Source organism: Pseudobdellovibrionaceae bacterium, assembly GCA_023954155.1.
Taxonomy (GTDB): domain Bacteria; phylum Bdellovibrionota; class Bdellovibrionia; order Bdellovibrionales; family UBA1609; genus JAMLIO01.
Genome location: JAMLIO010000003.1, coordinates 25,939 through 52,396, shown reverse-complemented (window position 1 = coordinate 52,396; position 26,458 = coordinate 25,939). Strand labels below are relative to the sequence as shown.

General features: G+C 39.2%; 24 protein-coding genes. 17 read left to right on the top strand and 7 right to left on the bottom strand.

All coding sequences use genetic code 11. The features are described 5' to 3' along the window. Positions 1–155 precede the first annotated feature (155 nt). The 11 genes from M9899_04590 (at position 156) to M9899_04540 (ending at position 11,100) form a co-directional block, all read left to right on the top strand. Positions 156–1,865: an alpha,alpha-trehalase gene (locus M9899_04590; GenBank protein ID MCO5113435.1), complete on the top strand. Its 1,710-nt coding sequence runs from the start codon at positions 156–158 to the stop codon at positions 1,863–1,865. Positions 1,866–1,927: 62 nt separating this feature from the next. After that, positions 1,928–2,401 (top strand): hypothetical protein, encoded by a 474-nt coding sequence (locus M9899_04585; protein MCO5113434.1) that lies wholly within the window; start codon positions 1,928–1,930, stop codon positions 2,399–2,401. A 28-nt stretch (positions 2,402–2,429) separates the two neighbouring features. Beyond that, positions 2,430–2,768: a hypothetical protein gene (locus M9899_04580; GenBank protein MCO5113433.1), complete on the top strand. Its 339-nt coding sequence runs from the start codon at positions 2,430–2,432 to the stop codon at positions 2,766–2,768. A 116-nt stretch (positions 2,769–2,884) separates the two neighbouring features. After that, the gene (locus M9899_04575; protein MCO5113432.1) at positions 2,885–3,121 is read left to right on the top strand and encodes a hypothetical protein; all 237 of its coding nucleotides are present in this window, start codon (positions 2,885–2,887) and stop codon (positions 3,119–3,121) included. Between the two features lie 248 nt (positions 3,122–3,369). Further along, positions 3,370–3,540 carry a hypothetical protein gene (locus tag M9899_04570; GenBank protein MCO5113431.1) on the top strand — a complete coding sequence of 57 codons (171 nt, stop codon included), beginning with the start codon at positions 3,370–3,372 and terminating at the stop codon, positions 3,538–3,540. 26 nt (positions 3,541–3,566) lie between these two features. Further along, complete coding sequence (locus M9899_04565) at positions 3,567–4,118, top strand: hypothetical protein (GenBank protein ID MCO5113430.1); 552 nt, start codon at positions 3,567–3,569, stop codon at positions 4,116–4,118. Between the two features lie 16 nt (positions 4,119–4,134). After that, positions 4,135–5,865, top strand: a complete 1,731-nt coding sequence (locus tag M9899_04560; protein ID MCO5113429.1) for a cbb3-type cytochrome c oxidase subunit I — start codon at positions 4,135–4,137, stop codon at positions 5,863–5,865. A gap of 2 nt (positions 5,866–5,867) precedes the next feature. After that, positions 5,868–6,785 carry an SCO family protein gene (locus M9899_04555; GenBank protein ID MCO5113428.1) on the top strand — a complete coding sequence of 306 codons (918 nt, stop codon included), beginning with the start codon at positions 5,868–5,870 and terminating at the stop codon, positions 6,783–6,785. Continuing rightward, the gene (locus tag M9899_04550) at positions 6,763–8,766 is read left to right on the top strand and encodes a cytochrome b N-terminal domain-containing protein (GenBank protein ID MCO5113427.1); all 2,004 of its coding nucleotides are present in this window, start codon (positions 6,763–6,765) and stop codon (positions 8,764–8,766) included. The genes M9899_04555 and M9899_04550 overlap by 23 nt, the downstream gene beginning before the upstream one ends. Then, complete coding sequence (locus M9899_04545) at positions 8,759–10,120, top strand: cbb3-type cytochrome c oxidase subunit I (GenBank protein MCO5113426.1); 1,362 nt, start codon at positions 8,759–8,761, stop codon at positions 10,118–10,120. The genes M9899_04550 and M9899_04545 overlap by 8 nt, the downstream gene beginning before the upstream one ends. Beyond that, the gene (locus M9899_04540) at positions 10,090–11,100 is read left to right on the top strand and encodes a COX15/CtaA family protein (protein MCO5113425.1); all 1,011 of its coding nucleotides are present in this window, start codon (positions 10,090–10,092) and stop codon (positions 11,098–11,100) included. Before M9899_04545 ends, M9899_04540 begins: the two co-directional genes overlap by 31 nt. A gap of 100 nt (positions 11,101–11,200) precedes the next feature. Here the strand turns inward: M9899_04540 and M9899_04535 are convergent, their stop codons facing one another. Beyond that, complete coding sequence (locus M9899_04535) at positions 11,201–11,878, bottom strand: hypothetical protein (GenBank protein MCO5113424.1); 678 nt, start codon at positions 11,876–11,878, stop codon at positions 11,201–11,203. A 464-nt stretch (positions 11,879–12,342) separates the two neighbouring features. Here M9899_04535 and M9899_04530 point away from each other — a divergent pair, with 464 nt between their 5' ends. Both M9899_04530 and M9899_04525 read left to right on the top strand, forming a co-directional pair. After that, positions 12,343–13,506 carry a hypothetical protein gene (locus tag M9899_04530; GenBank protein MCO5113423.1) on the top strand — a complete coding sequence of 388 codons (1,164 nt, stop codon included), beginning with the start codon at positions 12,343–12,345 and terminating at the stop codon, positions 13,504–13,506. Between the two features lie 209 nt (positions 13,507–13,715). Then, positions 13,716–14,648 (top strand): hypothetical protein, encoded by a 933-nt coding sequence (locus M9899_04525; protein MCO5113422.1) that lies wholly within the window; start codon positions 13,716–13,718, stop codon positions 14,646–14,648. Between the two features lie 59 nt (positions 14,649–14,707). On the opposite strand, the gene M9899_04520 is transcribed toward M9899_04525, so the two are convergent. The 5 genes from M9899_04520 to M9899_04500 form a co-directional block, all read right to left on the bottom strand. Next, the gene (locus M9899_04520; protein MCO5113421.1) at positions 14,708–15,064 is read right to left on the bottom strand and encodes a hypothetical protein; all 357 of its coding nucleotides are present in this window, start codon (positions 15,062–15,064) and stop codon (positions 14,708–14,710) included. Positions 15,065–15,923: 859 nt separating this feature from the next. Then, positions 15,924–17,276, bottom strand: coding sequence for a TIGR01777 family oxidoreductase (locus M9899_04515; GenBank protein MCO5113420.1), 1,353 nt, complete (start codon positions 17,274–17,276; stop codon positions 15,924–15,926). 14 nt (positions 17,277–17,290) lie between these two features. Then, entirely contained in the window at positions 17,291–18,070 is a 780-nt protein-coding gene (locus M9899_04510; protein MCO5113419.1) for an SDR family oxidoreductase, read from the bottom strand. A gap of 494 nt (positions 18,071–18,564) precedes the next feature. Next, positions 18,565–19,260: a hypothetical protein gene (locus M9899_04505; protein MCO5113418.1), complete on the bottom strand. Its 696-nt coding sequence runs from the start codon at positions 19,258–19,260 to the stop codon at positions 18,565–18,567. A gap of 23 nt (positions 19,261–19,283) precedes the next feature. Beyond that, positions 19,284–20,264 carry a lipocalin family protein gene (locus tag M9899_04500; protein MCO5113417.1) on the bottom strand — a complete coding sequence of 327 codons (981 nt, stop codon included), beginning with the start codon at positions 20,262–20,264 and terminating at the stop codon, positions 19,284–19,286. Between the two features lie 118 nt (positions 20,265–20,382). On the opposite strand from M9899_04500, the gene M9899_04495 reads away from it, so the two are divergent. From M9899_04495 to M9899_04480, 4 genes are all read left to right on the top strand, one after another. Further along, positions 20,383–21,324, top strand: coding sequence for a MerR family transcriptional regulator (locus M9899_04495; GenBank protein MCO5113416.1), 942 nt, complete (start codon positions 20,383–20,385; stop codon positions 21,322–21,324). 3 nt (positions 21,325–21,327) lie between these two features. Beyond that, the gene (locus M9899_04490) at positions 21,328–22,581 is read left to right on the top strand and encodes an FAD-dependent oxidoreductase (GenBank protein ID MCO5113415.1); all 1,254 of its coding nucleotides are present in this window, start codon (positions 21,328–21,330) and stop codon (positions 22,579–22,581) included. Further along, positions 22,569–23,339 (top strand): DUF1365 domain-containing protein, encoded by a 771-nt coding sequence (locus M9899_04485; protein ID MCO5113414.1) that lies wholly within the window; start codon positions 22,569–22,571, stop codon positions 23,337–23,339. The genes M9899_04490 and M9899_04485 overlap by 13 nt, the downstream gene beginning before the upstream one ends. A gap of 249 nt (positions 23,340–23,588) precedes the next feature. After that, a complete protein-coding gene (locus tag M9899_04480) occupies positions 23,589–25,064 on the top strand; it encodes a DNA photolyase family protein (protein MCO5113413.1) in 1,476 nt (491 codons plus the stop codon). Positions 25,065–25,236: 172 nt separating this feature from the next. On the opposite strand, the gene M9899_04475 is transcribed toward M9899_04480, so the two are convergent. Then, positions 25,237–26,331 carry a site-specific integrase gene (locus tag M9899_04475; GenBank protein MCO5113412.1) on the bottom strand — a complete coding sequence of 365 codons (1,095 nt, stop codon included), beginning with the start codon at positions 26,329–26,331 and terminating at the stop codon, positions 25,237–25,239. Positions 26,332–26,458: the final 127 nt, after the last annotated feature.

Genomic DNA, 26,458 nt, shown 5'->3' with positions numbered 1-26,458 from the left:
CCCACCTGTGGTTTCAAAAAATGTCATGAGCTTAAAATAAGTGTAAAGATTTTTGACAACTTTAGTGTCAGCACAAGATAGATTAGAGTTCTTATGGCATGGGCATGGCATTAGAAGTTTAAAGGTAAAAAGTCTTGATTTGGGAGTGGGTAATATTGATTTTTAAGAGAGCCGTAATTTTTAGTTTTATATTTTTTCCAATGACAACTGTATGGGCGAAAAGAAGTTGTGAAGGCTACTTATCACAGCCAATAACAGAAGTTTCTACGGCTTTGGATCTTTATGATCAGACTTGGGCGGGGATTTGGCAGAACTTTGCTCGTGCAACGAAAGCTCATCCTGACTTTAAATACATTTCAGATTTGATCCCACGCCCATTCACTCCCACTGAGCGTCAGTCTTTAATTCAAGAAAGTAAGCTTTATCGACAAAGGATTTATGATCAGCTTATTCAAAAAGGCATCAGTGCTTCTCGCGCCAATGAACTTTCACAAGTGGCTTATTCGAGACAAATCTTACTTTTGTTTTTTGAATATAAAACAGAATTAAACTTTGTTGACCCTAAGCTTCTTGGTCCAGAGAAAACATTAGTTCCTCCCACAGATTACAAAGGATCGCTTTCTGTAGCGGAGTTGAGCGCCATGTTTGGTGGGGTGGAAAAAGTATGGCCCACCTTAGTGAGAAAAACTAATCCCTACAAGGGGAGTAGTCTATTAGATGTCAAAGAGCCTATCCTTATTGCTGGGGGACGGTTTCGTGAAGGCTATTATTGGGATACTTACTTTGGCAGTATGGGTTTGATGGCAACGGGACGCTGGAAGTTGCCAGTCGCTCAACTGAGTAATTTTGTTGAACTGGTCAACACTTATGGTTTAATTCCCAATGGGCTACGTACATATTATTTAAGCCGTTCACAGCCGCCCGTGGTGTCTATGATGGCGCGCTTAGTGTATGAAGGCACTCGCAACTTAGATGTCCAAACTCAAAAAGAAATTGAAACGTGGCTGGTGCAGGAGGTTTATCCTGCTCTTAAAAATGACTATTCCAATTTTTGGATGGCAGAACGTTTGGATATCAAGACAGGGCTTAATTTTTATTCTGATAAATATAATGAGCCTCGACCAGAACGACACTCACATGATGTGGAATCTAGCTTGGGTCGCACCTATAGAGATGTTCGTGCTGAAGCTGAATCAGGGTTAGATCACACCAACATATTTCAAGGACAAGCCAGTCAGACACTTACTGTGTCGTTAAACAGTTTTATGTATGCCTATGAAAAGAATTTAAGTTGGCTGGCAGAAATGGCTAAAGACACAGTGGCTCAAAGAAATTACGAAAACGCGGCCCAGTTACGACAACAAAGAATGTCAAAGTACATGTGGAACCCCGAACTTCAAACATTTCAAAATTACCACATGACTGAGCAGAAGCTGATGTCAGGGATTTCAGGAGATGTGTTTTCAACTCTATTTGTGGGTTTAGCAACGCCAGAGCAAGCCAGACAAATGCGTCCCACACTTCTTAATGTTCTGGAGTTACCAGGCGGCATTGCGGCGTCCAGCTTGCGTGAGAGTGACAAGCAATGGGACGGAGTTCATGGTTGGGCTCCTTTTCAAGTCATGGCGATCCAAGGGCTGGCGCAATATGGCTTTAGGTCTGATGCAAATAGAATAGCCAGTAAGTGGCTTGCAACCAATCTGGATGTCTATCTTGAAAAAGGTCAATTCTACGAAAAGTTAGATTTGGCTAGAAAGAGTACCCCCGTGGAAGATCATTCTAAGTACCCCACCCAAACAGGCTTTTTATGGACGAATGGGTCAATTGCGTGGACTTTAAAATACTTAGGATTTGACTTCCAGTAAGCTTGGGGCATACAAGAGCCAAGTTGGTGGTTTTTAAATACACAATTAAAAGGGGAAATACTATGAGATACCTATTAGGTCTTTTGACATTAACTTTTGCCATGAACGTGATGGCTAACGATGGCGGTATGGCTTACATCAATGTGCAAGGCATTGCTCCTACGAATGCTAAAGAAGGAACAGAGATTAAGTTTTATGGCAAAGACGCCGCAAATTTTATGCGCCTTTTACCTAGCTATTCATCTGTACTTTATTCTATGGTTAGCCCTCAGGTTGCTGATAAGCTACAAGATTCTGAGCGTGGTGTGATGGTAGCAAGCAAGGGTTGGACTTTGATCTTTGGTTGCGCTGCGGGTGAACTGACAAACCTTGATTTTGATAGTGATGACGAGTTTGGTGGATATCCTAATGCTGTGTTTGCGCCTAGACAGCCCGAGTGCACTGTCAGTCTATATAAAGGAAATTGGACAGACGAAGGCGACAACTGGTCCATGAAACCTCTTGATTACCGTAAGACTTATCCACAACCTTATTAAGATTTGATCATAAAATTTAATGTTTTATGTGATTCAAAAAAAGTATTCTTTCAAACCGATAATTGCTGTGGCGATTGTCGGTTTTGTTTTTTTAATCTCATGGATTTCACATTATAACTTGATCAGCCCTTATCCTGTGAACTTTGATATTGCCACGATGTTGACCCCCAGTGGAATTTTTAAAAATTACATTTTCAATGACACTTATCTGACACCCTATTACGATCAGTCTCCTCAGATTGCAGATGCTGGAAGCAAAGGGTTGCTCTATTTTTTGATTTTTACATTAGATGTACTTGTTGTCCTTCTTCTTTGTAAGTTCAGGAAGTCTGACTTTGGCAATCCCCAAAGACAAGGTCACATATGAGTGGGTTGTCTTACGTTTATATTTTTTTTCAGTCCAATTTTCTGGAAGTTCCAGTTTATATTTTGTTTTATGTTTTTATATTTAAATCGTCTTTGAATATAAAACAGACGTCAATTATGGTGACGCTAACAAATCTTTTAACCCACCCCCTAGTCTTTTTTGTGATCATGCGCTTATCACTGTCGTATATTGAAAATATACTTATCGCAGAAATCTTTGCTATTGGGGCAGAAACTCTATTGCACGCATGGATTTTTAGAATATCTGCTAAGAAAACCTTTGTGGCTTCACTGTTTGCCAATCTAGTATCTTGGCAGCTTGCTCCTATGCTGACATTTTATATTTTCTACTGAAAGCTTCTGCCCTACATGATGCAGATCATACTCCACTACATTTTGTTTATGTTACCGTAACTCAAGTCAATTTAAAGCGTCTTGGGGGGTTATCATGAATCCTTTTGGGGTAGTGGGTCTTGTTTTTATCGGTTCGATCAAGACCCAAGCGGTGGTTCATTGAACAGCCGCCAAAGACAAGACCGCTCGCTGACGAAAAGTTTTGCCATAAATAAAGATAGACATACTAAATACATAGGGCAGGTAAAATGACAAACGATCAAGACAACAAAACCACCGAAGAAGATGTGCCGTATTTTCAGAAACTATATGATCGACCTTTTTTATGGTTGGCATTGGGGTTGATCACCATGGTCCTTTTTTATACTGGCTGGGGAATTTTAGAAATCATGATGCTTTCTAAGGCCCCTCTTCCATAGAACTTTCACACACTGGAGAAAATGACATGTCAGAAAAAGAAACTATGCACTCAGGAATCGTTCCCCCAGAAGGGGTTTGGTGGAAGAATGTTCCCTCCCAAGAAAAAGTATGGATCACTGTGGCTTTTATATGGTGCATGATCCTGTTTGCCATGATGCCTGTGTGGCACATTCGTGGTGGGCAAAACCCGTCGGGGATTCGATACAAAGTAGACCCCATGGACTTTATGGCACGCACGCAACGCTTTGTTGAAGAGTTTAAGGTAGGAGAAGAGTCTGGAATTCCAGTGGTTGAGCCTCCTCCAGGTTCGCATATCTATCTTGTGGGACGAATGTGGCAATGGTATCCCGTTTTAAAATTAAAAAAGGGTGTGGAGTACACGCTTCATCTTTCCTCTATTGATATTAACCATGGTTTTGCTTTGTTTCCAGTGAACATCAACTTCCAAGTTATTCCTGGATATGACTACGGTCTTAAGATCACGCCGAATCAGGCTGGGGATTTTAGAATCATTTGTAATGAATTTTGTGGAATCGGACACCATATGATGGTCGGTAAGGTTCTGGTAACTGAGTGATGTAGAGGAGCTAAAAATGAGTGGTGTTATTCAAAACCTAAGTTCTCGGTTCAGAACCTGTGCCGTAACTGGTTTAAAAGTAAATAAAGATTCTGAAAATTTAATTAAGGCCAATGCGGTGATCGCTATTGTCTGTCTTTTAATTGGAGTGACAGCGGCTTTCGGTCTGGTGCTGACCCGATGGCAAAGTGTGCATCTTTTGTCGGCAGAGTACTACTACCGTTTCTTGACTCTGCATGGGCTGAATATGTTGATCTTTTTCATCATCTTTTTTGAGATGGCGATTTTGTATTTTGCGGGACCTGTGCTGCTCAATGCGCGGCAACCCACGCCTAAGATAGGTTGGGCGGCTTTTGCCTTGATGGTGATCGGGATGATCATGGTAAATACTATGGTTTTGATGGGTAAAGCCGATGTGTTGTTTACCTCTTATCCTCCCTTACAGGCTCATCCTCTCTATTACTTGGGTGTGATTCTTTTTGCAGTGGGAGCTTTAATTGCAACGTCCTTATTTTTTGCCGCTCTGGTGGTCGCTAAACGAGAAAAAACCTATAAGGGCAGTGTGCCACTGGTGACCTTTGGAGCGATGACAGCTGCTATTATCGCTGTGATCACCTTAGTCCATGGGGCCGCAACTTACATTCCTGCTTTATTGTGGTCGATGAACCTGATTGAACTCGATGCTCAGTTATATAGACTTTTATTTTGGGCCTTAGGACACTCCTCGCAACAGATCAACGTGGCGGCGATGGTTTCTGTTTGGTATCTGCTTGGAGGCCTCACGGTGGGGGCTGTTGTGCTTAATGAAAAGGTCAGTCGTACGGCCTTTGTTCTATACATTCTTTTTATTTCCATGGCTTCTGCTCACCATCTCTTGGTGGACCCTGGATTTGGATCGGCATGGAAGATTTGGAACACCAGTTACGCGATGTATTTGGCGGTCTTGGCCAGTATGGTTCATGGTTTCACTGTTCCTGCAGGAATTGAAATGGGACAACGCCTACGTGGATTCAATGCAGGAAAGTTTGAATGGCTCAGAAAAGCACCGTGGAGTGATCCTGGATTTTCGGGAATGGCGTTGTCTGTGGTGATCTTTGGATTTTTGGGCGGGATTACTGGAGTTGTGATCGGGACTGAACAGATCAATATTATTGTTCACAACACTATGAGATTACCTGGTCACTTCCATGCGACAGTGGCAGGTGGGACAGCACTAGCATTTATGGCTGTGACTTATTATGTGTTGCCATTGATCTTTCAAAAACGAATTGCCTTTTGGAAGTTAGCAAAGTTTCAGCCATGGATTTTTGGCGGAGGCATGAGTTTGATGTGTATGTCTATGATTTACATGGGAATCTTTGGTGTTCCACGTAGACATTGGGACTCTTCTTTTTCTAATGCGCCATTTTCTGTAGAGTTCCACCCTGCGGTGTGGATCTCTCAAGCCTCTATGGGTGTGGGTGGTTTGTTAGCAGCCACTGGTGCTCTGCTATTTGTGGTGATTGCTGTTGTGACGGTGTTTTTTGGGAAACCTCTTACAGAACAGGCTTTACGTGAAGGGGCAAGTGGTATTCCTCAAGGTGTATTGCGATTACCCACACAGATGCACCAAGGAGACAATGTAGAAACTGTTCATAAAAAAGGTGCTCCAGGAACAATGATTCTTGTTTTGATCTTCTTTGCGTGTTTTGTGCTTTACTACTTCGTCAACTGGAAGATTCTATCTTTCCTTTGGAAGGTGGGTTAGATGTGAGTGGTTCGCGAGCCGCTGCGTTTCTGATGATTACAGTATGGATTGTAGGAAGCCTCTTTTTATGGGGGCTTGCCTTTTTTCCGACAGGAAGTGAAACCCCTGACTGGTTAAATGTAGCCCGCAATGTGTGTTTTGGTGCTCCAGAAAACGGCTTGCCTGATCTTGCAGGTTGGATTGTGCTTATTCTTGGACCAATCTCTTTTGTGATTGTGGGTATGATAGCTTGGCCACAAGAACTTACAGAAGCCGTAAAAGATCTCTGGTGGAATCGCTACGGAAAATTTTTTGCAACTTTAGTGATGGTAGCTGTAGTGGTGGAAGCCAGATGGGTCGTTAATAAAGTTCAATCGGGTTTGCAGTACGAAAGATTCGACTATGCAAATTCTTCAGAAGAGGATCTGCCACTCTTTTATCCAAGAACGAATAAAGCGGCACCTGATTTTACCTTAGTGGATCAAAGTGGAAATCCATTTCGCTTAGCTGATTATAACGACAAGACTGTGCTTTTGACTTTTGCTTTTGCTCATTGTCAGACCGTGTGCCCTGTGTTGGTTCGTCAGGCTTTAGATGTGGGAAGTGAATTTAAAGACAGTGTGCGAGTAGTGATTCTGACCCTAGACCCTTGGAGAGACACACCAAAGTCTCTGCCTTTTCTTGCAGAAAAATGGGAGCTGACTGAAGGCTCACATATTCTTTCGGGGTCAGTGGAAGATGTTCTTGCTGTTTTAGAACAGTTTCAAGTGGCGTATCAACGGGATGAGAAGACAGGCGATGTGATACATCCTTCTTTGGTTTATTTGATCGAACAAGGTGAAAGAATCGCCTACGCGTTTAACAATGCTTCAAACAGATGGCTACGTCAGGCGATTGAACGAATTGAGAGTGAAAGACATGCGATTACGGGATCTCGATAGAATTTTTAACCGTTTTTATTCATCAAAGTATAACCCTCTTTACCAGTCTGGTTCGATTGCTCTAGGGTTGTTTATTATTGTGGCTGTCACAGGAACTTATCTGAGTTTCTTTTATCGACTAGGGGAGCCTTACGAATCTGTGGAGGCTTTGAATCAGAGCTTTTGGTTTGGATCGTGGGTCAGAGCCCTTCACAGATATGCTTCAGACCTTATGGTAGTGGCTGTGGTCTTTCATGTTTTTAGAATGATTGTTCATAAAAAATATTTTGGTCCAAGAACTTTTGCCTGGGTGAGTGGTGTTGGCCTGTTGTTCTTGCTTTTGATTTCTGGTTGGACGGGCTATGTGATGGTGTGGGATGTGCAAGCTCAGGCTCTAGCCGCAGCAGGGGCTAAGATGTTTGACTCTTTGGGGTTATTTTCTGATCCCATTGCACGTTCTTTTAATGGAATTGAGCATCCGCCTGCTTCGTTCTTTTTTCTTAACTTGTTTTTACATGTGGTGCTGCCTTTAGGAATGGTTTTTGGAATTTGGATTCACACCTCTCGCATGGCACGAGCAGATTGGTTTCCTCACAAGAAAATCATATATGGAATGCTGGCATCACTGATTGTGGTGTCTGTGATTTGGCCTGCTCCTTTGGGGTTAAAGGCGGATCTGCTGAAAAGCCCTGAAGATTACCCCATTGATTGGTTCTTTAATTTTTGGATTTCTGGGGCGGAATCTTATCCGCTTTTGACCTTTTTACTTTTTATGGCTGGAGGAACTCTTTTGGCAGGAGTGCCTTGGTTCTTTAAGCCAAAAAGTCAGAGAGGAAAATCATTTAATGACCCTAATATCTGTGAGGGGTGCACACAGTGTGTTCAGGATTGTCCTTACGAGGCGATTCAAATGATGACCAAAGATGTGAATGCTAAAATGAAAACTGTGGCCGTGGTGACTCCTGAACTTTGTGTGAGTTGTGGTTTGTGTTCGGCTTCTTGTGACCCTATGACCATTGGTCCAGAAGGACGCAAAGGTGGGGATCAGCTTAAAGAGGCGAAACAGTTTTTAGAGTCTTTAAATTTGGACAAGAAAAGTCTAGATCACACTTTGATCGTGGGTTGTAGTAATCAATCAGCAGTTTTAAAAAATATCGACCAGTACTGTCAGACTCAGTCTACATACCATCTTTATCCCGCAGAGTGCCCAGGCACGCTGCATAGTATGGTTTATCGTATGTTTGCGGCTCGTTTCTCAAGAGTAGTTGTGGCCTCTTGTCCTTCACGAAACTGTGTCAACAAGGACGGGTATATGCTGCTCACAGAAAGAATGAGTGGGGACAGAGAGCCTACGATATTAAATCCTCAGCTCAGAGAGCGTGTGCACGCTTTTCCTCTTGGTGATGGCGAGGAAAAAAGATTTTTTGAGGTTCTTGAAAATACAGAGAGCATTTTAGAATCTCAGAAGACTAGCTCTTGGAAAACACGAGTTTCAGCTCTGATTGTCAGTCTGGGCTTAGTGTTTTTGATTGCAGGTTTGACTCGCATCCCAGGTGGAGCAGGGGAAGAAGAGGGTCTCTTGCGTGTAAGCATCCGCCTTGTCGGTCAAAATGAAAAGAGTTGCCAAGAGCCTTCCGCAGAAGAGATGGCTAAACTTCCTATACACATGCGAGCAACAGAAGTGTGCACCTACCGCGCTCTTAGTTATCAGTTGAAACTCAGCATTGATGGCAAAGAGCATCTAAATGAACAGGTTCATCCAGGGGGCTTAAGACGTGATCGTCCTATCTATGTGAACCATGAGATCAAGGTGGCCACTGGAGTTCGTGATGTGCAATTTTCTATGGAACCTATAGACTCTCAAGATGAATCCATTGTGAGTTTGAACTTGGAACGAAAGGTTGAATTTAATTCAGGCCAAGTGGCTTTGCTTTATTATTCTCTTGATACAAAAAATGCGGACATAAAAGAGTCCACCGCCACAGAGGTGCAAAGTGAATAAGTCTTTGACTACGGCTTGGGTAGTACTGGGAACAAGTGCGCTTTTAATAAGTGGTCTACTTTCGGTTTTAGTGACAGGAGCTAAAATGCCAGGGATCAAGCAGGCTGTGGATATTGAATTTATCCAGTGGTGCTTGGTGGTGCATGTGAATCTTGCCACTTTGATTTGGTTTACGGCTTTGCCTGTGGGGCTTTTGCATTTTTCTACAAGGTCACGTAGTTTCTTTTCAAGTCCCTTATCGTGGGTGGGTTTTGTGTTTGCGTGTGCGGGTCTGGTTTTATTATTTAGTGTTCCTCCACAAGAAGGTGTAAAGCCCATACTGGCCAATTACATCCCTGTTCTGAGTCATGAAAGATATTATTTGGGACTGGCAGTGTATCTTTTAGGAATTGTGGTCAGCATTTTATCACCCAAAGTCTTTGTGAATGATCTGCGTTTAAAGAAGGAATGGAATGGACTTTATGAAGTGCGCTTCGGGCTTTTTATTGGGATGGTTTTTTTATTACTTGCCGTAGTAGCCCTTGGGTTTTCCTTCAAACAGCTCTTTAAAGAGCAATGGCTGACTGAATTTAGAATTGTGGAAGTAGGAATGTGGGGTGGTGGCCATTTGATTCAACATGCCTCGGCGGTGTTTATCGTCTGCTGTTGGGTTTTGCTTCTATGCCGTCAGCAAGAGCGTTCTGTCTTTGATCGTCGTGATCTTTTTTTGGTCTTTTCAGGAATGGGGCTTCCCATATTTTTTGTGCCTCTACTTTTGTACTTTGATGTCACGAGTGCAGAGTACAGACGGGGATTTACATTGTTGATGCAGTGGGGGATTGCTCCGTCAGTGGCTCTTTTTCTGGTTTTTGCGTTCAAACGACTGTCCTTACGTCTCTCAGATCTGAAGAGTTATGAGTTTGTGGCCTTTGCTTTAAGTGCTTTATTGATCGTCACAGGTTTTACTTTTGGTGCTTTGATTAGAGGACCTGATCTGCGAGTGCCAGGACATTATCATGCCAGCATTGGTGCTGTGACTTTGGCGTTTATGGCTACAAGTTATATGGTGTTGGCTCCCAGTGTGAGCAGATGGATGCTGCGTTCTGTGTGGTTTTATGGAATTGGACAGTTTATTTTTGCAAGTGGGATGTTCATCGCTGGAGCCTTTGGAACCCCAAGAAAGACCTATGGAAGTGAACAGGTTTTTACGCATTGGGGACAAAGTTTGGGGATAGGTGTGATGGCCATTGGTGGAATAGGGGCTTTACTGGGTGGGATTTTCTTTGCGGTGGCAATTTTTCCTCATCTGTGTTCATTAAAGTTCAAAATTGAAAATGGAGAGTTATGTCTAAATACCAAAAGCTCGCTTGGCTGATTGGTCTACTGGCTTTATTGTTTGTGATGGTGTCTGTGGGAGGTATTACTCGGCTTTCCAAGTCAGGTCTGTCTATCACAGAGTGGAAACCTGTTACAGGAATTTTGCCACCTTTAAGTGAAGAGGCATGGCTCAGGGAATTTGATTTATATAAAAACTCACCAGAGTTCAAACACCACAACGCGCATTTTGATTTGCAGGATTACAAAGGCATTTTCTGGTGGGAGTACATTCATCGTGTTTTAGGACGGGTGATTTTTCTTTTTGCAGTGGCCTTAAGCTTTAGTTTCTGGAGAAAGAAAGAGGCCTCTGGCGGGTATGCACTTTTGCTTCCGATGCTTATTGTTTTTCAAGGTTTAATGGGATGGTTGATGGTGAAGACGGGGCTTAACCATCGGCCTTCAGTGAGTCACTACATGTTGACCGTTCACTTTTTTCTGGCGGTGTTCACCATGACGGTGGTGTATTACCCTTTATCACAAATGAAAAAACCTCTTTGGGACCGATTGTCCAGACGAGGATATTTTTTAGTGATCACTTTAGGTGTTCTGCTTGGTCTTCAAATTGTGTACGGTTGTTTTACAGCAGGTTTAAAGGCGGGATTTTATTTTGGCACTTTCCCTTTTATGGGTGGGCAGTTTTTTCCACCACAGGGTCTACTTATGGAGCCCGCTGTGCATAATTTTTTTGAAAACCCTATCACAGTACAATGGATTCATCGTTGGTTGGGCGTAGGTGTGGGACTGTTTCTATTTTTCACAGGGTATCATCTGATAAAGCACGAAAGCCCTTCCTTTACCCGACCTGTTTTGCATTTAGTAAGTTTAGTGATCATTCAAATTATTTTAGGTATCTCGACGTTACTTTTTCATGTTCCCATCTCGCTGGCTGTATTTCACCAAGCAATGGCCGCACTGATTTGGTTGGGGTACTGTAACATCGTCTTCCGCATTAACTGTAAGCCTTCGCTTACGCAATAGCTTGTGATGCTTTATTTGGGTCTAGGTAAGCCTCCCGATCAAGACACCGTCGACTTGCGAGAGGGCTTTGTATGATTTAAGGGTGATGTTCTTTTGCTAATTAACGTGCCGTTCTGGAAGCATACTCACAGGTGATTTGTTTCTTTAAATCTGGATTGTAGACATTAGCACGCATCACCCAGTACGTTCTTTGACCACCGCCTTTTTGTTGAAGATCAAGCAAAGAGTGGGTGGTTTCGGTAGGTTTACCAGGGCAAGATTTCGTTTGGGTTAGTTTTATTTTAATGAGTGTGTCAGTAACTTTAATCTGTTTTTTGGATATAGTTGTTTGACATGAACTTTTTGTTATAGAGTCAAGGTTCTTATTACGTCTCAGTTGTGTGGTCTTGTTATTTTGAGATTTTCTGTTTGCGGCTGAATCGCCAACATCATCAGCAAGATCAAAAGTGTAGCCAAAGCTAGTTCCTTTTGAGGCATCAGGTATGTATGGCAAATCGTTGAGAATCACTTGATCGCCCCAAAACACTAAAAAAGCAGCTCCTTGAGGTTTACCAGGACATAAGTTCTTTTGAACTAAATCAGGTGTACTACGGCCTGCTGGAAGAAACTTCTGAGCGCGCAGTTCTTCTTGTAGGTATCTGGGTATTTTAAATTCGTCTTCAGCAGGAGCCTCAGGTGGTTCATAGGGTGCAGTAATATTACTGCTATCACCAAGTTCATTGGCCATAGTTCCGATAGATATTCCTAGGGTCAGTAATAATAAAATTGCAAATCTCACATTTAGCTCCTTTGATTTTACCAAGATATATTCGTATCGGAATAAGACAGTCTCTTTTTGAGAAAAAATATGGTAGTGACTTTATTATTTATAAATCATTGAATTTAGAGAGGTTTTTAACTGCCCGAGGGTGCCAATGAGCCTCAAAGTAGTGATAAGGATGGTTATGCGCTTCTTTATACTCTTCTAATAAATTCCAATTGATGGTTTCATGGTTTTCTTCGTCTAGTCGTAGATCATGAATAAGGGCATCTCGACTGCTCCATGCTTTTTGTGTGGTAAACGCTTGATCTAACCCATTTTACAGGAGATTTATAATTTGGACTAAACTATAAATTTTTGAAAAGTCTATTTGTTGATGCTTTAATATCTTGGTCTTTAAATAAAGAAGGCGTTATAATCACCAAAGCAACATATTTAGTATGTTTTGTTATGGCATATTTTTAAAAATATAAGGGGAAGATGTGGAACTCACAAAGACTCAATGGTTTTTTTTTGTTGGTGCCTTTACTTTATTAACAGCCGTATTTTTTGTCAGTTGTTCTAATAATAAAGGGCTCGACCTTGACCCATGCTCGAGTGAACACCTTTTTGCTCATCATGCCGTCCCAATTCCTGATATTGCATTTCTGGCCCCCATTGGAACCATGAGCCCACATGGCGGGAGTCCTCTACCTAAGAGACATACGGGCTATATGTTAAATAAAGAGGACGTTCCTGTTATTGCTCCTGGAGATTTTATTATCACAGAGATCAGAGAAACGACGTACGTGACGTCTCCAACTAGACCAGGTCATAAAGACTATTCAGTCAGCTTTGCGGTTTGCGCTGAAGTCAGTGGGCATTTTGGTCACATCAGTGCGCTTGAGACACATATACTAGATCAAGCCAAGGGGGGGATGAAATGTGATGAGTACGACACAGTCGATGAGCATATTAGAAGCTGTAAAGCTCGTGTTAAAATTAAAGTCAAAGCTGGGGACAGCTTGGGTTTGGTAGGGGTGGCCCCTCATTCGCCAGCGTTAGATATGGGAATGATTGATACACGCACTTCTGACTATGTAAATCCTAGTCGTTATGCGGTAGGCGGAGGCGGTAGTCTTTGCCCATGGGATTGGTTTGAGGCCCCACTTAAAGCCGAATTGTATCCCTTAATTGGGGATTTTTCAGCCTTTACAACCGAGGCCCCTGAGTGCGGAAGTATGGCTGTAGATCAAGCAGGGACAGCAAAAGGGCGTTGGACACTTCAGAGCGCGCCTGCCAATGGGAAGGATCCTACGGCCTCTAACTTTTTTGTTCTTGCCCCCAATCCTTACGCTGGAACCACAGAGGTTGTGATCTCAACTCGCATTGCTGCTTTGGATGTTGCGACATTACCTGCCTTTAAGCTTAACTCTAGTGGAAGAGTGAATATAGCCCCAGCAGATATTCAAAATGATGGACTGATTTATTGTTATAATCCTATTACAAACCCGATCAATCAATCTACCTTTAGCTTTTTGGTGCAGATGATCTCAGCCAGTGTGCTTAGGGCAGAAAAGGTAGAACATGCACCTGGAGATTCTGTCTGTAATAATGCCCCAAGCACTTGGAGCTTTACTGGAAATGCTGTCAATTTAATAAGGTAAATTATCAAAAATAATCTTAAAGTCTGTAGTAGTACGGGTGGCCCTGAGGACTCTGCGAATACAACAATATCTATATTAGCAAAATGCGCTAAGACATAGCGGGATAGGTTTTTCATCTTACTTTCACTTCACTGCTATTCTATAAATTTAAATTGACCAATGGAAATCTTACTGTCTATCTGTAAATAAAATACTTGAAGGAGGGGAGTATGAGATCTTTATCAGTTCTTGCAATTGCAGTTTTATGTTTTATGAGTGTAGGGTGTCAGACCACATCAAAAACGACAGGTGACAATTCGGTTGGTTACTTGCTGATTGCTCACGGTTCCATCCACAACCATGGTGACTCTCATAGTCACCACTCTCATGAAGATGTCACTAAACGCCCTTGGGAGAAAAGTGTTCTTGATACAGTAAAGCATGCCAAAAAAGAAACGGGAGCTCACATAGAAGTAGCCTTTGGAATGTGGGACGCCCACTCTTTCCAAATGGCTGTTAATAAATTAACTGCCCAAGGAGTAAAACGCGTTCATGTTATTCCGCTTTTTGTAAGCAGTCATAGCCTTGTTATTCGTGCGCAAAAGTATCAATTTGGCATTTCACCAAAACCACCAGAAGGATTTGAAGAACTTAAAAGAGTTCAACTTCCAGAGGGTGTGGATCTGGTTTACGGAAATCCATTGGATGACTCTCCTCGCTTAAGCCATATTCTTTCCAGACGTGCTAAATCTTTGTCTAGCAATCCTGCCCAAGAAACTCTGATTCTTGTTGCTCATGGTCCAGTAGAAGATGACGACAATAAGGAATGGGTTAAAACTTTACAGGCTCACTCTGTAGAGATTCAAAACGCTATGGCCAATCAAGGACGTCGATTTGCAAAAGTGGAAGTTTTGACTTTAAGAGACGATGCTGGCAAAGAGGTCCAGCAGAAAGCCACTAAAGAGTTTCGCGGGCTTGTAGAACAAGCTATCAAAGAAAATAAGACACCTCTTATACTTCCAGTTCTGATTGCCAAAGGTGGTATTGAAAAACGATTACTTAACAGGTTAGACGGACTGACCTTTGCATATAAGGGCGAGATGATTGCTCCAGATAAAGAACTAGCCAGATGGATCATTGATCACATGAAGGCATCGTTCTAATTTTTTCAGTGTGCGTTGCATTTGGGGAGAACCGCCGTCACCACCAAAGATGAGGCAAATTATTCATATATTTCTGTTTTGCATCCGAGTAAGCTGCCTCCAGACTTGATTGCAATAACTTTGGACTGAGTCCTAAACTCATGTAGCTTATATTCAAGATTATATGAGGCCACTTCTCTACTTAAAAGAGCTAAAGATATAGGCTTAGGATAATATTTATTTGAATCTAAAATATTAAAATATGTTTTTTCTAAGAAAGTGGTATCCATATTTGCTTTCAAGTCTGTTTTATTAATGCTACTTGGAATTTCTAATAAACACTCTATAAATACTACTGGTAATTGCGTAGTAGTCGATTCAGCATAAGCTGACACATTAAAACTTAATAACAAAATTAATGCATAAAAACTTTTCATATTATCTCCTATTTTGTCCTAGTTTGGACCAATTTTGTCTCTATATATTTAAACCTACTTAGGTTATACAAATTCAAACTACTGTAGTGCAAGTACCCTGCCAAGATTTAGTTAAGCATTCCATTAAAGAAAACTTAAAAATTCATTTTAATATGAAGACACAAAAACAGACGGTCTCATTTTGATCACCGATGCTTCCCGTTGAGTTTTATTTGAACTCGTCTTTAATTTTATCCTGTAAATACGATTTGTATGTTATCGCATTTCCTCACAAAGTAGAGATTGCAATAGAGGGTTAGATGAAAATTGTCCAAACCTTCAGAAAAATGCCAGCATTTTACAATTATCAAAGGGAAAATTAAAAACAGACCCCAAAAATCATTCAGGCGAAGGAATTTTTTTTTATCCAGAGTTTTTGATAGATTTTGTATTGCGACTAATGGTTTATAGTAAATTTAAGTCTTTCTAAAGAAGATAGATTTGTATCTCGCTCACAAGCTAAGCGCATTTTATTTGGATTAGACAATTTTAATCATGGCGAAACGAGTATAATTATTGGCGGCCACATAGTTCAATTGGGAACTTGACTCCAAGGGAATTTGCCCGCAGAAGAATGAATAACCAGACCGCAAGTTAACGCTTCGAATCTCAGATCTGGGTTGGCTTACAGAATGGGGATAGGTCAACACGAATTGACTAGATTTTGAAATGGACCGATTTATTGGGGGAAGATCAAGCTTAATATAGCAAATTGAAGGCCAAACATTTTCTATCAAATGAAATAGGAAGGGGGTTGAGGGACATTTTAAGGGCCAATTCGAAGAGTTGCTGTCAAATTGTGTACCTGAAATAAGGTGTTTTATTGTGGATGACCCAGCTCTTTGATTTTTGATTTTCTATATTTAAAGATCATATTTATATCTTTTTGTATCCAGTGTTTTAAAATGAATTTACCAGCAATCCATCCCGGAATTTTGTAAGTCACTTCATCTCTCAATAGGGTTCCCCCTTTAACAGAGTCAAATAGGTGGAGGTGATGCCATTTGGTATATGGTCCCTTAAGTTGGTGATCTTCAAAGCTATGCTCTGGGACCCATTTTGTAATTAAAGTTTTCCATTTAATAGGAACTCCATGGATTTTTAACTTATAAACAATAAGCATGCCTTCGCAGATATCTTCAGAGCTTTTAGATATGATTTTAAATTTCAACCATGGTGGTGTAAGCACCTCTAGGTTTTCTGCTTTCGAGAAAAAAGGAAATACTTCGCTTTTTTCTATGGGAACAAATTGATTTGTTGAAAAGAAATTATCAGCCCAAGTTTTATTAAAGTAAATGTCTTTAAGCGCTTCATTGCATGAATTGAAGGAAAACTTAAATCCAATTTCTATCAACCGTTTAGGGATCACCTTTTGGCTGTTTAATACTACATCCGACATTTCACCTAGCATTAACTTGATTGCAAATCGTGGAGCAAAAAGTGTGAAAGGAATATTTAGTGAGCGAGCGTAAAGTTTTGTTAAGTCTTTATTCTTAATAGGCTCTGGTGCTGTTAAGTTATAGGCCCCAGAAATTTTATCATCTTTTAAGGCCAAAGTTATAAAACTTAAAAGGTCTTGCATGTGAATCCAACTGATCCATTGCTTACCATCACCTAAAACAATTGGAGCCATTTGGGATAAAAACCCACCATCTAAATCAAGTACAACTCCTTGTCTCATTTTAACTACTCGCAGGTTCAAACCTGCTGCTTCATCGATGGCTTGTTCCCACTTCAAACAAAGTCGAGCTAAAAAATCATCGCCGTGTGGTGAGTTTTCATCAATGATTTGATTTTTTGTATCTCCATAAAGACCTACTGCAGTGGAAGTGATTAAAACTTTGGGCTGATCAGAAATTGGTAATTGTTTAAGGCCTTTAAGTAGGTTTTGAGTTCCAAGGCACCGAGAGTCTTCTAAAATTTTTTTTCTTTTTGAAGTCCATCTTTGAGCTGCCAGGCCTGCTCCGGCTAAATGTATAACTGCATCTAAAGCACCAAAGACGTTTAGATTTGGGATGTCTGTGTGAGACCATTTTAAAACATTGCTGGAAGGAAGTTCAAATACATCTTTAGGATCTTGTGCTAGCGCAAATATGTCATGTCCTTCAAGAAGAAGCTTTCTAACAATTTTTTTTCCAATTAATCCTGTTGCGCCAGTCACTAAAATTTTCATAAGTCCTCAGTTTTTTAAGGTTGTCTTTTGAACTTCCCACTAACAACTTTAAAGAAAAGAGAAGGGTAGTACTTTGCTACTCTTAAACCCCAGCGGGTAGAGCCTTTAGGTTGTAGAAGGTTGTCATCATTAAAGATGGCTTGTTTTATTCTGTGAGCATATTCTTCGGTAGAAATATGGTCCGTTGGCACTTCAAAATTATTGCCATACTTTACTTCGATTTCATCAAACATCCTTGTTTTGATACCTGGGGTGATCAAACACAAGGATGTAACTCCAGTGTCCTTAATTTCAGTCTGAAGACACTCGGTAAATGCCCAAACGGCAGCTTTAGAAGCAGCATATGTTGTAGCGCATGGAAAATGCATCAAAGCAGAAACGCTTGAATTATTAATGATCTTCCCTTTTTTCCGACTCAGCATTCCTGGTAATACACCATGTGTTAAGTGAATGAGTGAGCTGATGTTGACTTGAACTAAGTTATAAATTTCATCGATGGTCTGTTCTTCTAGTAGTCCTCCAGTTAAAACTCCTGCATTATTAAAAAAGATATCGACTTCTTGATTTTGAAGTTTCTCGACTAAATTGATGACATTGTCTTTCTTAGAAAGGTCTGAGATCCAAGTCGTTACAGACTTGGCCCCAAGCTTTTTTAATCTGCTCACTAGTTCTTCATCGTTATTCCTAATGACTAAATGAACATGAGCTCCTTCTTTGGCGGCCATTTCAGCAACAGCAAGCCCAATGCCTCTATTGGCACCTGTAATAAAAAAGTTTTGATCTTTAATTTTCATAACGGGTCCTTTGTATATGCAAAATAAGCGGGAAGAAAATAGCCCAAAAGATAGAGTAGATGATAATAGACACATAGCTGCTAAACATAAGGACATTAAAGAACTGTCCATAGTAATAGCTGAGTGGCCCCATTACGGCTCCCGCAAGAACTGTTATGAAAATACTCGATTTAAATAAGATACCCATTAATGGAAGTACAGATGAAAATAAAATCCAAATGGACAAAAGCCACGTCAAATAAAACCAATTATTATGAGTATTTGGAATTGAAATTAAATTTGCTTTTAAGGCAATGAGATCAAAAGCAAATCCGATTGTGGAGACGGCAATTAAGTATAACAAGTGTTGTTTTGTAAGAACTTTTGAGAACTTGAGTGTAGCTAATGCAATAACAGGAAATATAAGTGAAAAAACAGGCCAATTCCAAACTTGCAAATAAACACACGAAAGCCAACCCACGTAGAACCATAAAGCTATGAAAATTTTTAAGTTCCTATTCATTAATAATCTCGTATTCAATATTTACCGATTGTCCTTTTCCTTTAAGGTCAGACAAGTTGGATAAGCCTTTATAGTTTTTAATAACTTTGGTGGTTTTATCATATTCAATGACCAGTTTTTTTACAAAAACACGAAAAACAGGGTTCGATAATGAAATTCCAAATTTCACCAGATCGCTTTCTTCCTTCTTAGCAATCGAATATCCTTTGAATTGGTAAAAGCTCATTGATGAAAGAACACCGAAGTTTAATGGTACATTTTGGTTCTGAAGAGTATTGAAATTCTTTTTAATAAAGTTATCAAAGCCCTGTCCTGCAACCATATTTTCTGAGTATTTAATGGTCTTTGTTTTTTTGGCCTCACCTTCTTTTTCAATACTAAACTGTACTTCTTTGTCATTAATGAAACTTAATGATTCTTTTTTCTTAAACCTAAAGTCTTCAAACTGAATATTGGGAACCATTAAGTTGCCGGAAAAATCAGACTTCATCTGTGCAATCAAATCACCTTTAAGATCGTAATAGTTTGATTCTATTGATTTGTAGAACCTTTCCTTATCCAACGTGATAGAATGATTCTCAACATAAAGTACTTTGTCTGTATCTAAGGACTTGGCGGTTCCTTTAAGCTCAAGGCCATAAGTAATGATGGGTATTAAAGATAAAAGAAATGACAATAAAATTTTCATTCTTGCTCCAAAAAAGATTTTTATTATTCAAGATTTTTCTTAACGCTTCTGATGACAAAACCTACAACTGGTATTTTTTCATAAATCATTTCACCTAAATCCAGATAGTCGCGATGGTATTTAATTTCACCCTTTTCATTTAAAATAAAAATAGAGCTTCCAACGACATCAAAAGGCTTAGAAGAGTTCAGTTTTTTTGAAGTCAGTGTCATAACCCACTCCGCGGCAATCGAGTCCTTTCCTTCAATGAAATTCTTAAACTCGAAATGAATGTTCTCAACGTTTTGGTACATTTTATTGTAATAATCCTTAAGCTCATCCAACCCCTGAACATCAGCCACTGGATCAATAAAGTGAACATCGTTAGAATAAAAACCATCTAGAATATCCAGGTTTTTACCATCAAAACGATTGTACATTTCTTCAATTTTCTTGCTCATTGCGCTTTTCACTTTGTCCTCGCTTTTTTGATGTTCGTATTTGTCATAAACAAGTTTATTGATATCAAAACCCTTGTCTTCTAAATCAATTAGAATTGAATCCAGAGTCTGTTGATCTAAGTGTTTTGTTCGCGACATGATAAATAAAGACTTTCTTTTGGGTTCGCTGACTACGACCCAATTGTAATCTTTGTCTATATTTATTATCCAATACTTACCTTTTCTAAAAAAACCGAAATCAATATTCAGTTTTGTATTTGATTTTGAATTGGAGGGTTTAGCAACTCCACGAATAGAAGAGTGAATTCTTTCGTTTTTAAAGCAGATATTTAAAACATCTATTCTTTCGTCTTTTCTTAACTTGTAATGAGCTTCAGAGTAGTCACAATCTTTTTGATAACGGTGAGGATAGCGTGCAATTTCAAACCATCTGCCCATGTATCTATTTAAATCAATATCACTCACTGAAGTTAAATCTTCGTTGGCCAGTGCAAAACTAGGTAGGTTTATAAGTAAAGCTGCTAAAACTTTTAGTGTTAAAATTGTTTTTAGAAAATGCTTCATTTTTGCTCACTTGTTCATATTAGACTTTTATTATTGCACAATATATGTATAATGTAAATGCTGTGCATTGATTGTGCATCAAATTGATTGTTTAGTTTTCTACAAGGATTAAGTTTTTATGAAACATATTAATATTAAGGCTGTGGCTCAATTAACAGGCATTAATGCTAATACACTCAGAGCATGGGAGAGACGATATGAAATTCTGACCCCAGACCGCGATAAAGATGGGCGAAGAATTTATAGTGGTAAAGATGTAGAAAAGATTAGCCTTTTGTGGTCCCTAGTTCAAGAGGGGCATCTTATAGGAACACTAGCTGGTTTAAGTCATGTGAAGCTAAAAGAGCTTAACCATCAACATAAATCTAAAGGTCTGCATATAAGTAAAGAAGTTAAACCTAAGCAATACGAACATTTAAATCAAATTATATTGGCTTTAAAAAGTTTTGATTTGATTCAAGTGCAGACTGTTTTGCAGCATACTAGGTTTGATTTAAGCCCTAGGTTAATAGTGACAGATCTAATACTCCCTTTACTGACTCAAGTCGGGGAGCTTGTTGCTGAATCTAAACTTTCAATCTCTCAAGAACATTTGCTTTCAAGCTTGTTAAGAGACTATTTAGGTCAAATATATCAATCTTTATCGCCATATGATTATAAAACAAAAAACAAAACACAAAGAGTGGCTTTAACAACTCGAGAAGGTGATCTTCATGAGTTTGGAATACTGCTTGCGGCTATTTTATGTCGTATTAATAATATTGAAACTTTTTATTTTGGCCCTAATATGCCTGCGAACGACTTGGTCGAGGCCTGCCGTAATTTCAAGATTGATACTATTGTTTTATCTTTTGCTAAGTTACCCCCTTCTAAAGAATTTATTAGTCCAGAAAAATATCTGCAAACTTTAGATGAAAAGTTAAGCTCAAAAGTTAAGATTTTAACTGGTGGAGGTTTAAGTTCTAATTTTGTTATTAAAAATAAAAAACGACAGGTCATTAATTTTTCCTCACTGATGGATTTAGATAATTTTTTAATTGCAGAAAATAGGTTGGTTTAACAAATGAAGATCGCAGTGATAGGTTCTGGTATAAGCGGGTTGAGTGCAGCTTTAATACTAAAGCAACAGTTTAATGTTGAACTATTTGAATCAGAGAAAAGGTTGGGTGGACACGCGCACACCGTGGATGTTTCGAATTCTACGCAGCAAAGTGTCCCTATTGATACGGGGTTTTTAGTTTTTAACGAACCTACTTATCCTCACTTTGTGGGTCTTCTAAAGTATTTAAATGTTGAAGTTGTAGATTCAGATATGAGCTTATCAATTCAAACTCACAAGGGCTTGCAGTGGGCGGGAACAAATTTATTCACTGTTTTCGCTCAAAAAAGAAACCTGTTTAACCCAAAATTTGTTAAGATGTTATTTGAGATTGTTAAATTCAATAAACAAGCGCATGAAAATTTAAAACTTGCAAAAGAAAACAATTGGAGTTTGCGCGACCTGATTGCATTTCGTAAAAACTCTGAAAGCTTTGTTAACTGGTATCTTTTGCCAATGACAGGTGCTATTTGGTCCATGTCCAATCGAGACTGTTTGGATTTTCCAGCTGAGACTTTTTTGCAGTTTTGTATAAATCATAATTTGCTGCAGGTTGAAGGTCGACCTGTTTGGAAAACCATCAAAAATGGTTCGATTACATATGTTAATAAAATAAAAGAGCAGTTGCCTGTAATTCACACAGATTGTCATATTGATAAAATAACACCTGTTGGGAATAAGATCCGTATTTCAAGCCAATCTAAAGATTATGACTTTGATAAAGTGATACTCGCTACATCAGCACCCATCAGTTATGGGCTTTTGGCCGCTAATTTTTCAAATTGGGAGAATCTTCTTAGGGAATCAAAGATCTCAAAAAATCGAGTGGTTTTGCATAAGGATGAAGGTGTGATGCCTAAAATAAAGAAATGTTGGACTTCCTGGAATGTTATGGCAAAAGGCTCAGCAGAAGACAAGTCTTCAGTTGAGTTAAGTTATTACTCTAATAAACTTCAACCTATAAATACTAAAGAAGATTATTTTATTACATTAAACTCTGAACGAAGTCTTAACAAAATTGAAAGAGAGTTCATGTACAATCACCCTGTGTTTGATGGTGAGCTTTATACCATTCAAAAAAAACTTCATAATTTTCAAGGTGAGGATGGTATTTATCTTACTGGTGCTTGGACGCGATATGGTTTCCATGAAGATGGAATACTAAGCGCGGTCAATGTTGCAAAAATGTTAGGTGTGGAGCCTCCATGGAAAGTCTAAGCTTTGAGATAGAAATTGCAGAGGGGTGGGTTTCCCATGCTCGAAAAAATAAAAACGATTTAAACTTTAAGTATAATATTTTTAACTTAATCATTCCTGTGGATGATATAAACAAAGATGTTCTAAGGTTTAATAAGATTCCTTATATGAAAATTAAATCCAAAGACTATTTAGATGGGCAATCTATTCCTTTTAAAAATGCTATACATGATTTTTTAAACGATAAACTAAATTACACTTGCGAAAAAGTTTTGCTACAAACAATGCCTAGAATGTTTGGCTATGGTTTTAACCCCATTAGTTTTTGGTACTGTTACAAAAACAATGAGCTTGATGCCGTTTTATCTGAAGTTAATAATACTTTTGGTGAAAGACATTTCTATTTTGTATTGCTTGAAAAAAAAGATGATTTCCATACTTTAAAAAAGTCATTTCATGTTTCGCCTTTTTTTAAGGTAGAAGGGTATTATGACTTCAAGTTCGATATTAGTGAGAAAAAGAATGTAGTTACAATTAACTACTTTAAAGAAGAAAAATCATTACTATTGTCTACAAAAATACATCTTGAAAAAAAGAAATTAAAAAACACTTCGGCTCTTAAGCTTATATACAAATATAAGTGGATGACCTTTATGGTAGTCGCTAGAATCCACTACCTTGCTATAAAGTTATGGATAAAAAAGATACCTTTTATAAAAAAACCTGAACCCCCTGCCAAGGATGTTACTCATGAGTCACAAAACAAGTTTAAAAACTAAGATGATCTTTAAGCTTTTAGAAAAAGCTCAATTTGGAAAAATAAAGATACTTTTAAATAATACGTGCAGACTTTATCGTGTTTAATGGTAACCCTTTAGAAAACATTAAGAGTTCTCGTTTTATTTATGAGGTTTGGAAAGAAGGAAAGCCAGTGGTTCAAAATCAATCTATGGGAAGCATAGAGCCAGAGTTTAAAGAGCTATAATCTTTATTACAAAAAATTATAAAATATTGGAATTGGAAGTTAAATGTCGCAAAAATATGGTTTGCATTGGTTTAGAAGAGACTTACGTGTTGCAGGTAATTTAAGCTTGCGAGCACAAATAAAAAAACACCAAGGAAAAGTGCTTGGTGTTTTTTGTTTTGATAAAAAGTTTCTTTCTAGAAAAGACTTTTCTTTTTCGCGATTTCAGTTTTTCTTACACACTCTTCAAGAGTTAAAAAAAGAACTTAATGATTTGGGTGGGGACTTGCTGGTCTTGGATGAGGGTCCGGATGGAGCTTTTGTTAAAATCATGAATGCTTTAAAAGAAAGTGCATGGGGATTGCCGCAGAACATCTCATGGAATAGGGACTATGAGCCCTTTGCCATACAAAGAGATTTGCGTATTAAGGATCTGATATCTTCATATGAGGTCGAGGTTCATACTTATAGAGATCATTTGCTGATTGAACCATTTGAGTTGGAAAAAGATCAAGGGCAAGGTTATCAAGTCTTTACCCCGTTTTCAAAAAAATGGTTAAGTATATTAAACACAGACGAAATACAAAAAAGAATTTCAGAGCAAGAAGCGGGAATACGTTATTTAGAAAAACGTATTAAAGGTCATAAAAAAGCAGTTTTTAGTTTTATGTGGCAAGATGTATTGAATATTGAGTGGGTTCATCAAGATATTTTAGCTGAGTATATACTAAGTAACGCCAATAATGTGACAATTGAAATTCCTGAAGCAGGTTCTTTGGTTGCATATAAGGCGGCCAAAGCTTTTGTCAGCAAAATAAATGATTATAATAAAAATAGGGATTTCCCTAATTTGAGTGCTACATCTAGGCTGTCTATTTATTTGAAAAATGGGTCCATCACTGTTCCTCAGTTGATTTATATTTTTGGGTTACAAAAAGGCTATATTAAAAAAGAAAAAGGGTCGGATGTTTACCTAAGTGAATTAATATGGCGTGAATTTTACTATCATATTTTGTATAGAAACCCTTACGTTGAAACCAAAGCCTTTATACCAAAATATCAGAATATTGTTTGGGGTAATGACAAAAAGCTTTTTGAAGCATGGAAATCTGGGCTGACGGGGTTTCCAATTGTGGATGCGGGTATGAGAGAGCTAAATACCACTGGATTTATGCACAATCGTGTACGAATGATTGTGGCTTCGTTTTTGGTTAAAGATTTACTGATTGATTGGCGCTGGGGTGAGAAATACTTTATGCAGCAGCTATTAGATGGAGATCTTTCGGCTAATAACGGAGGGTGGCAGTGGGCCGCCTCCACGGGGTGTGATCCGCAACCTTATTTTAGAATTTTTAATCCATGGTTACAAAGCAAGAAATTTGATCCTGAAGGCATTTATATTAAGCAATTTGTGCCTGAGCTTAAAAAAATACCGGCTTCACAATTACATGAGCCGGTAGATCATGAGACTTATCCTAAACCTATTGTTGATCACAAATCACAAAAAGATAAGGCGTTGTCATTATATAAAAAAATTTAATTAAGAACCGCTATTTGTTGCAGCACTTTCGACCGCAGCAGCTTCTTGTGTTTTTAATTCAGGTGCTAATTTTTTTGGAAGGAAAATTGGATGGGTGACTCTGCGGCGACCCAAGTTGCCGATTTCCTTAAAGATTAGCACCGAGGGTTACCACAAGTCACCACTTCTTTTTTTATCCTCTCCTGAGTTCTAGGACGTTTCCAAGCCTTTCTTCTTTGCTCGGAATTGAAATGTTCAATCCTTCCGTTGCCCCCTCGACATCCTTACCCGATAGGCGTAAGTATCCTTGAGTGGTCTTTAAAGAAGAGTGGCCCACAATCGCCATGACTTTAGAAAGGGGAACTCCGTTATTTAGCATTTGCGTAATAAACGTAGCCCTTAAGTCGTGAAACTTGATGGGTGTTATGCCGATCTCCTCACAGAAGTTTTTTAAAATCTTAGCCTGATCTCCCTGTTGCCATTCCCACAAACGGGGAAGTACAAACTCAGAATCTCTGGCCGTTTTAAGTTTTAACTCCTCAAGGAATCTACGGCACTCATTTGAAATTGGACAAATCCTGGCTTTCGCGGTCTTTGTCGGACCTTCCCCGTTGTAGCGGGTCCAAGCCTTACTTATAGAAATCTTCCCAGTGACAAAATCAACGTCTGTCCAGCGTAAGCTAAAAAGTTCACCTGAGCGCATTCCCGTAAGGATTGCAAGCGTCCAGTGGGGGAAGAATCTATGCTCTGTGCGTTTGGCTTCTTTTAGCAGAATCTCAATTTCATTTTTATTAAGAACTGCTTGATTGGCCTCAGCACACCTGACTCTAATTCCTACAGCAGGATTGCGAACAATGATGCCTTCTTCAATGGCGAGGTTAAAAACTCGTTTTACGATTTTTAAAAGACCCCTTTGAGTGTAGCTAGAGCAACTTGCTGCTCCCTCAAAAACCGCACTGTGAACATCGCTTGGTTTTATTTCATCCACAAACTTTTTGTTCCACAAAGGGTTAAACCACTTGTTAAGGCAGTGCTTGTAGTTCCAGTAAGTTGAAGCTCTGTACTCGATTCTGTACTTTTCAAGAACTCTCTCGATCCACTTTTCCCATGTCACTTTGGTTCTGTAGCCTTCAAGTTCCATACGAAACTCAAGCTCTGCTTTTTTGGCCGCAGCTTCGCTAAAGAACCATTTTTTCTTTCGCGTTACTTGCTTGCCAGACTTGTCTCTAATTTTTACTATGACTTCGTACTTTGCCTTACCGTTTTCAAAAACTTTCTTAATTCCCATAAACTATTCCTTTCACGTTTTTCGTTGTTCACGAAAAAGCGTATGTAGGTAGCTCACGTTGAATCTAAGTTGGTTTCCGAAATAGCGACACTCGATCTCACCTCTGCATTTACGAATCCGTAAAGCG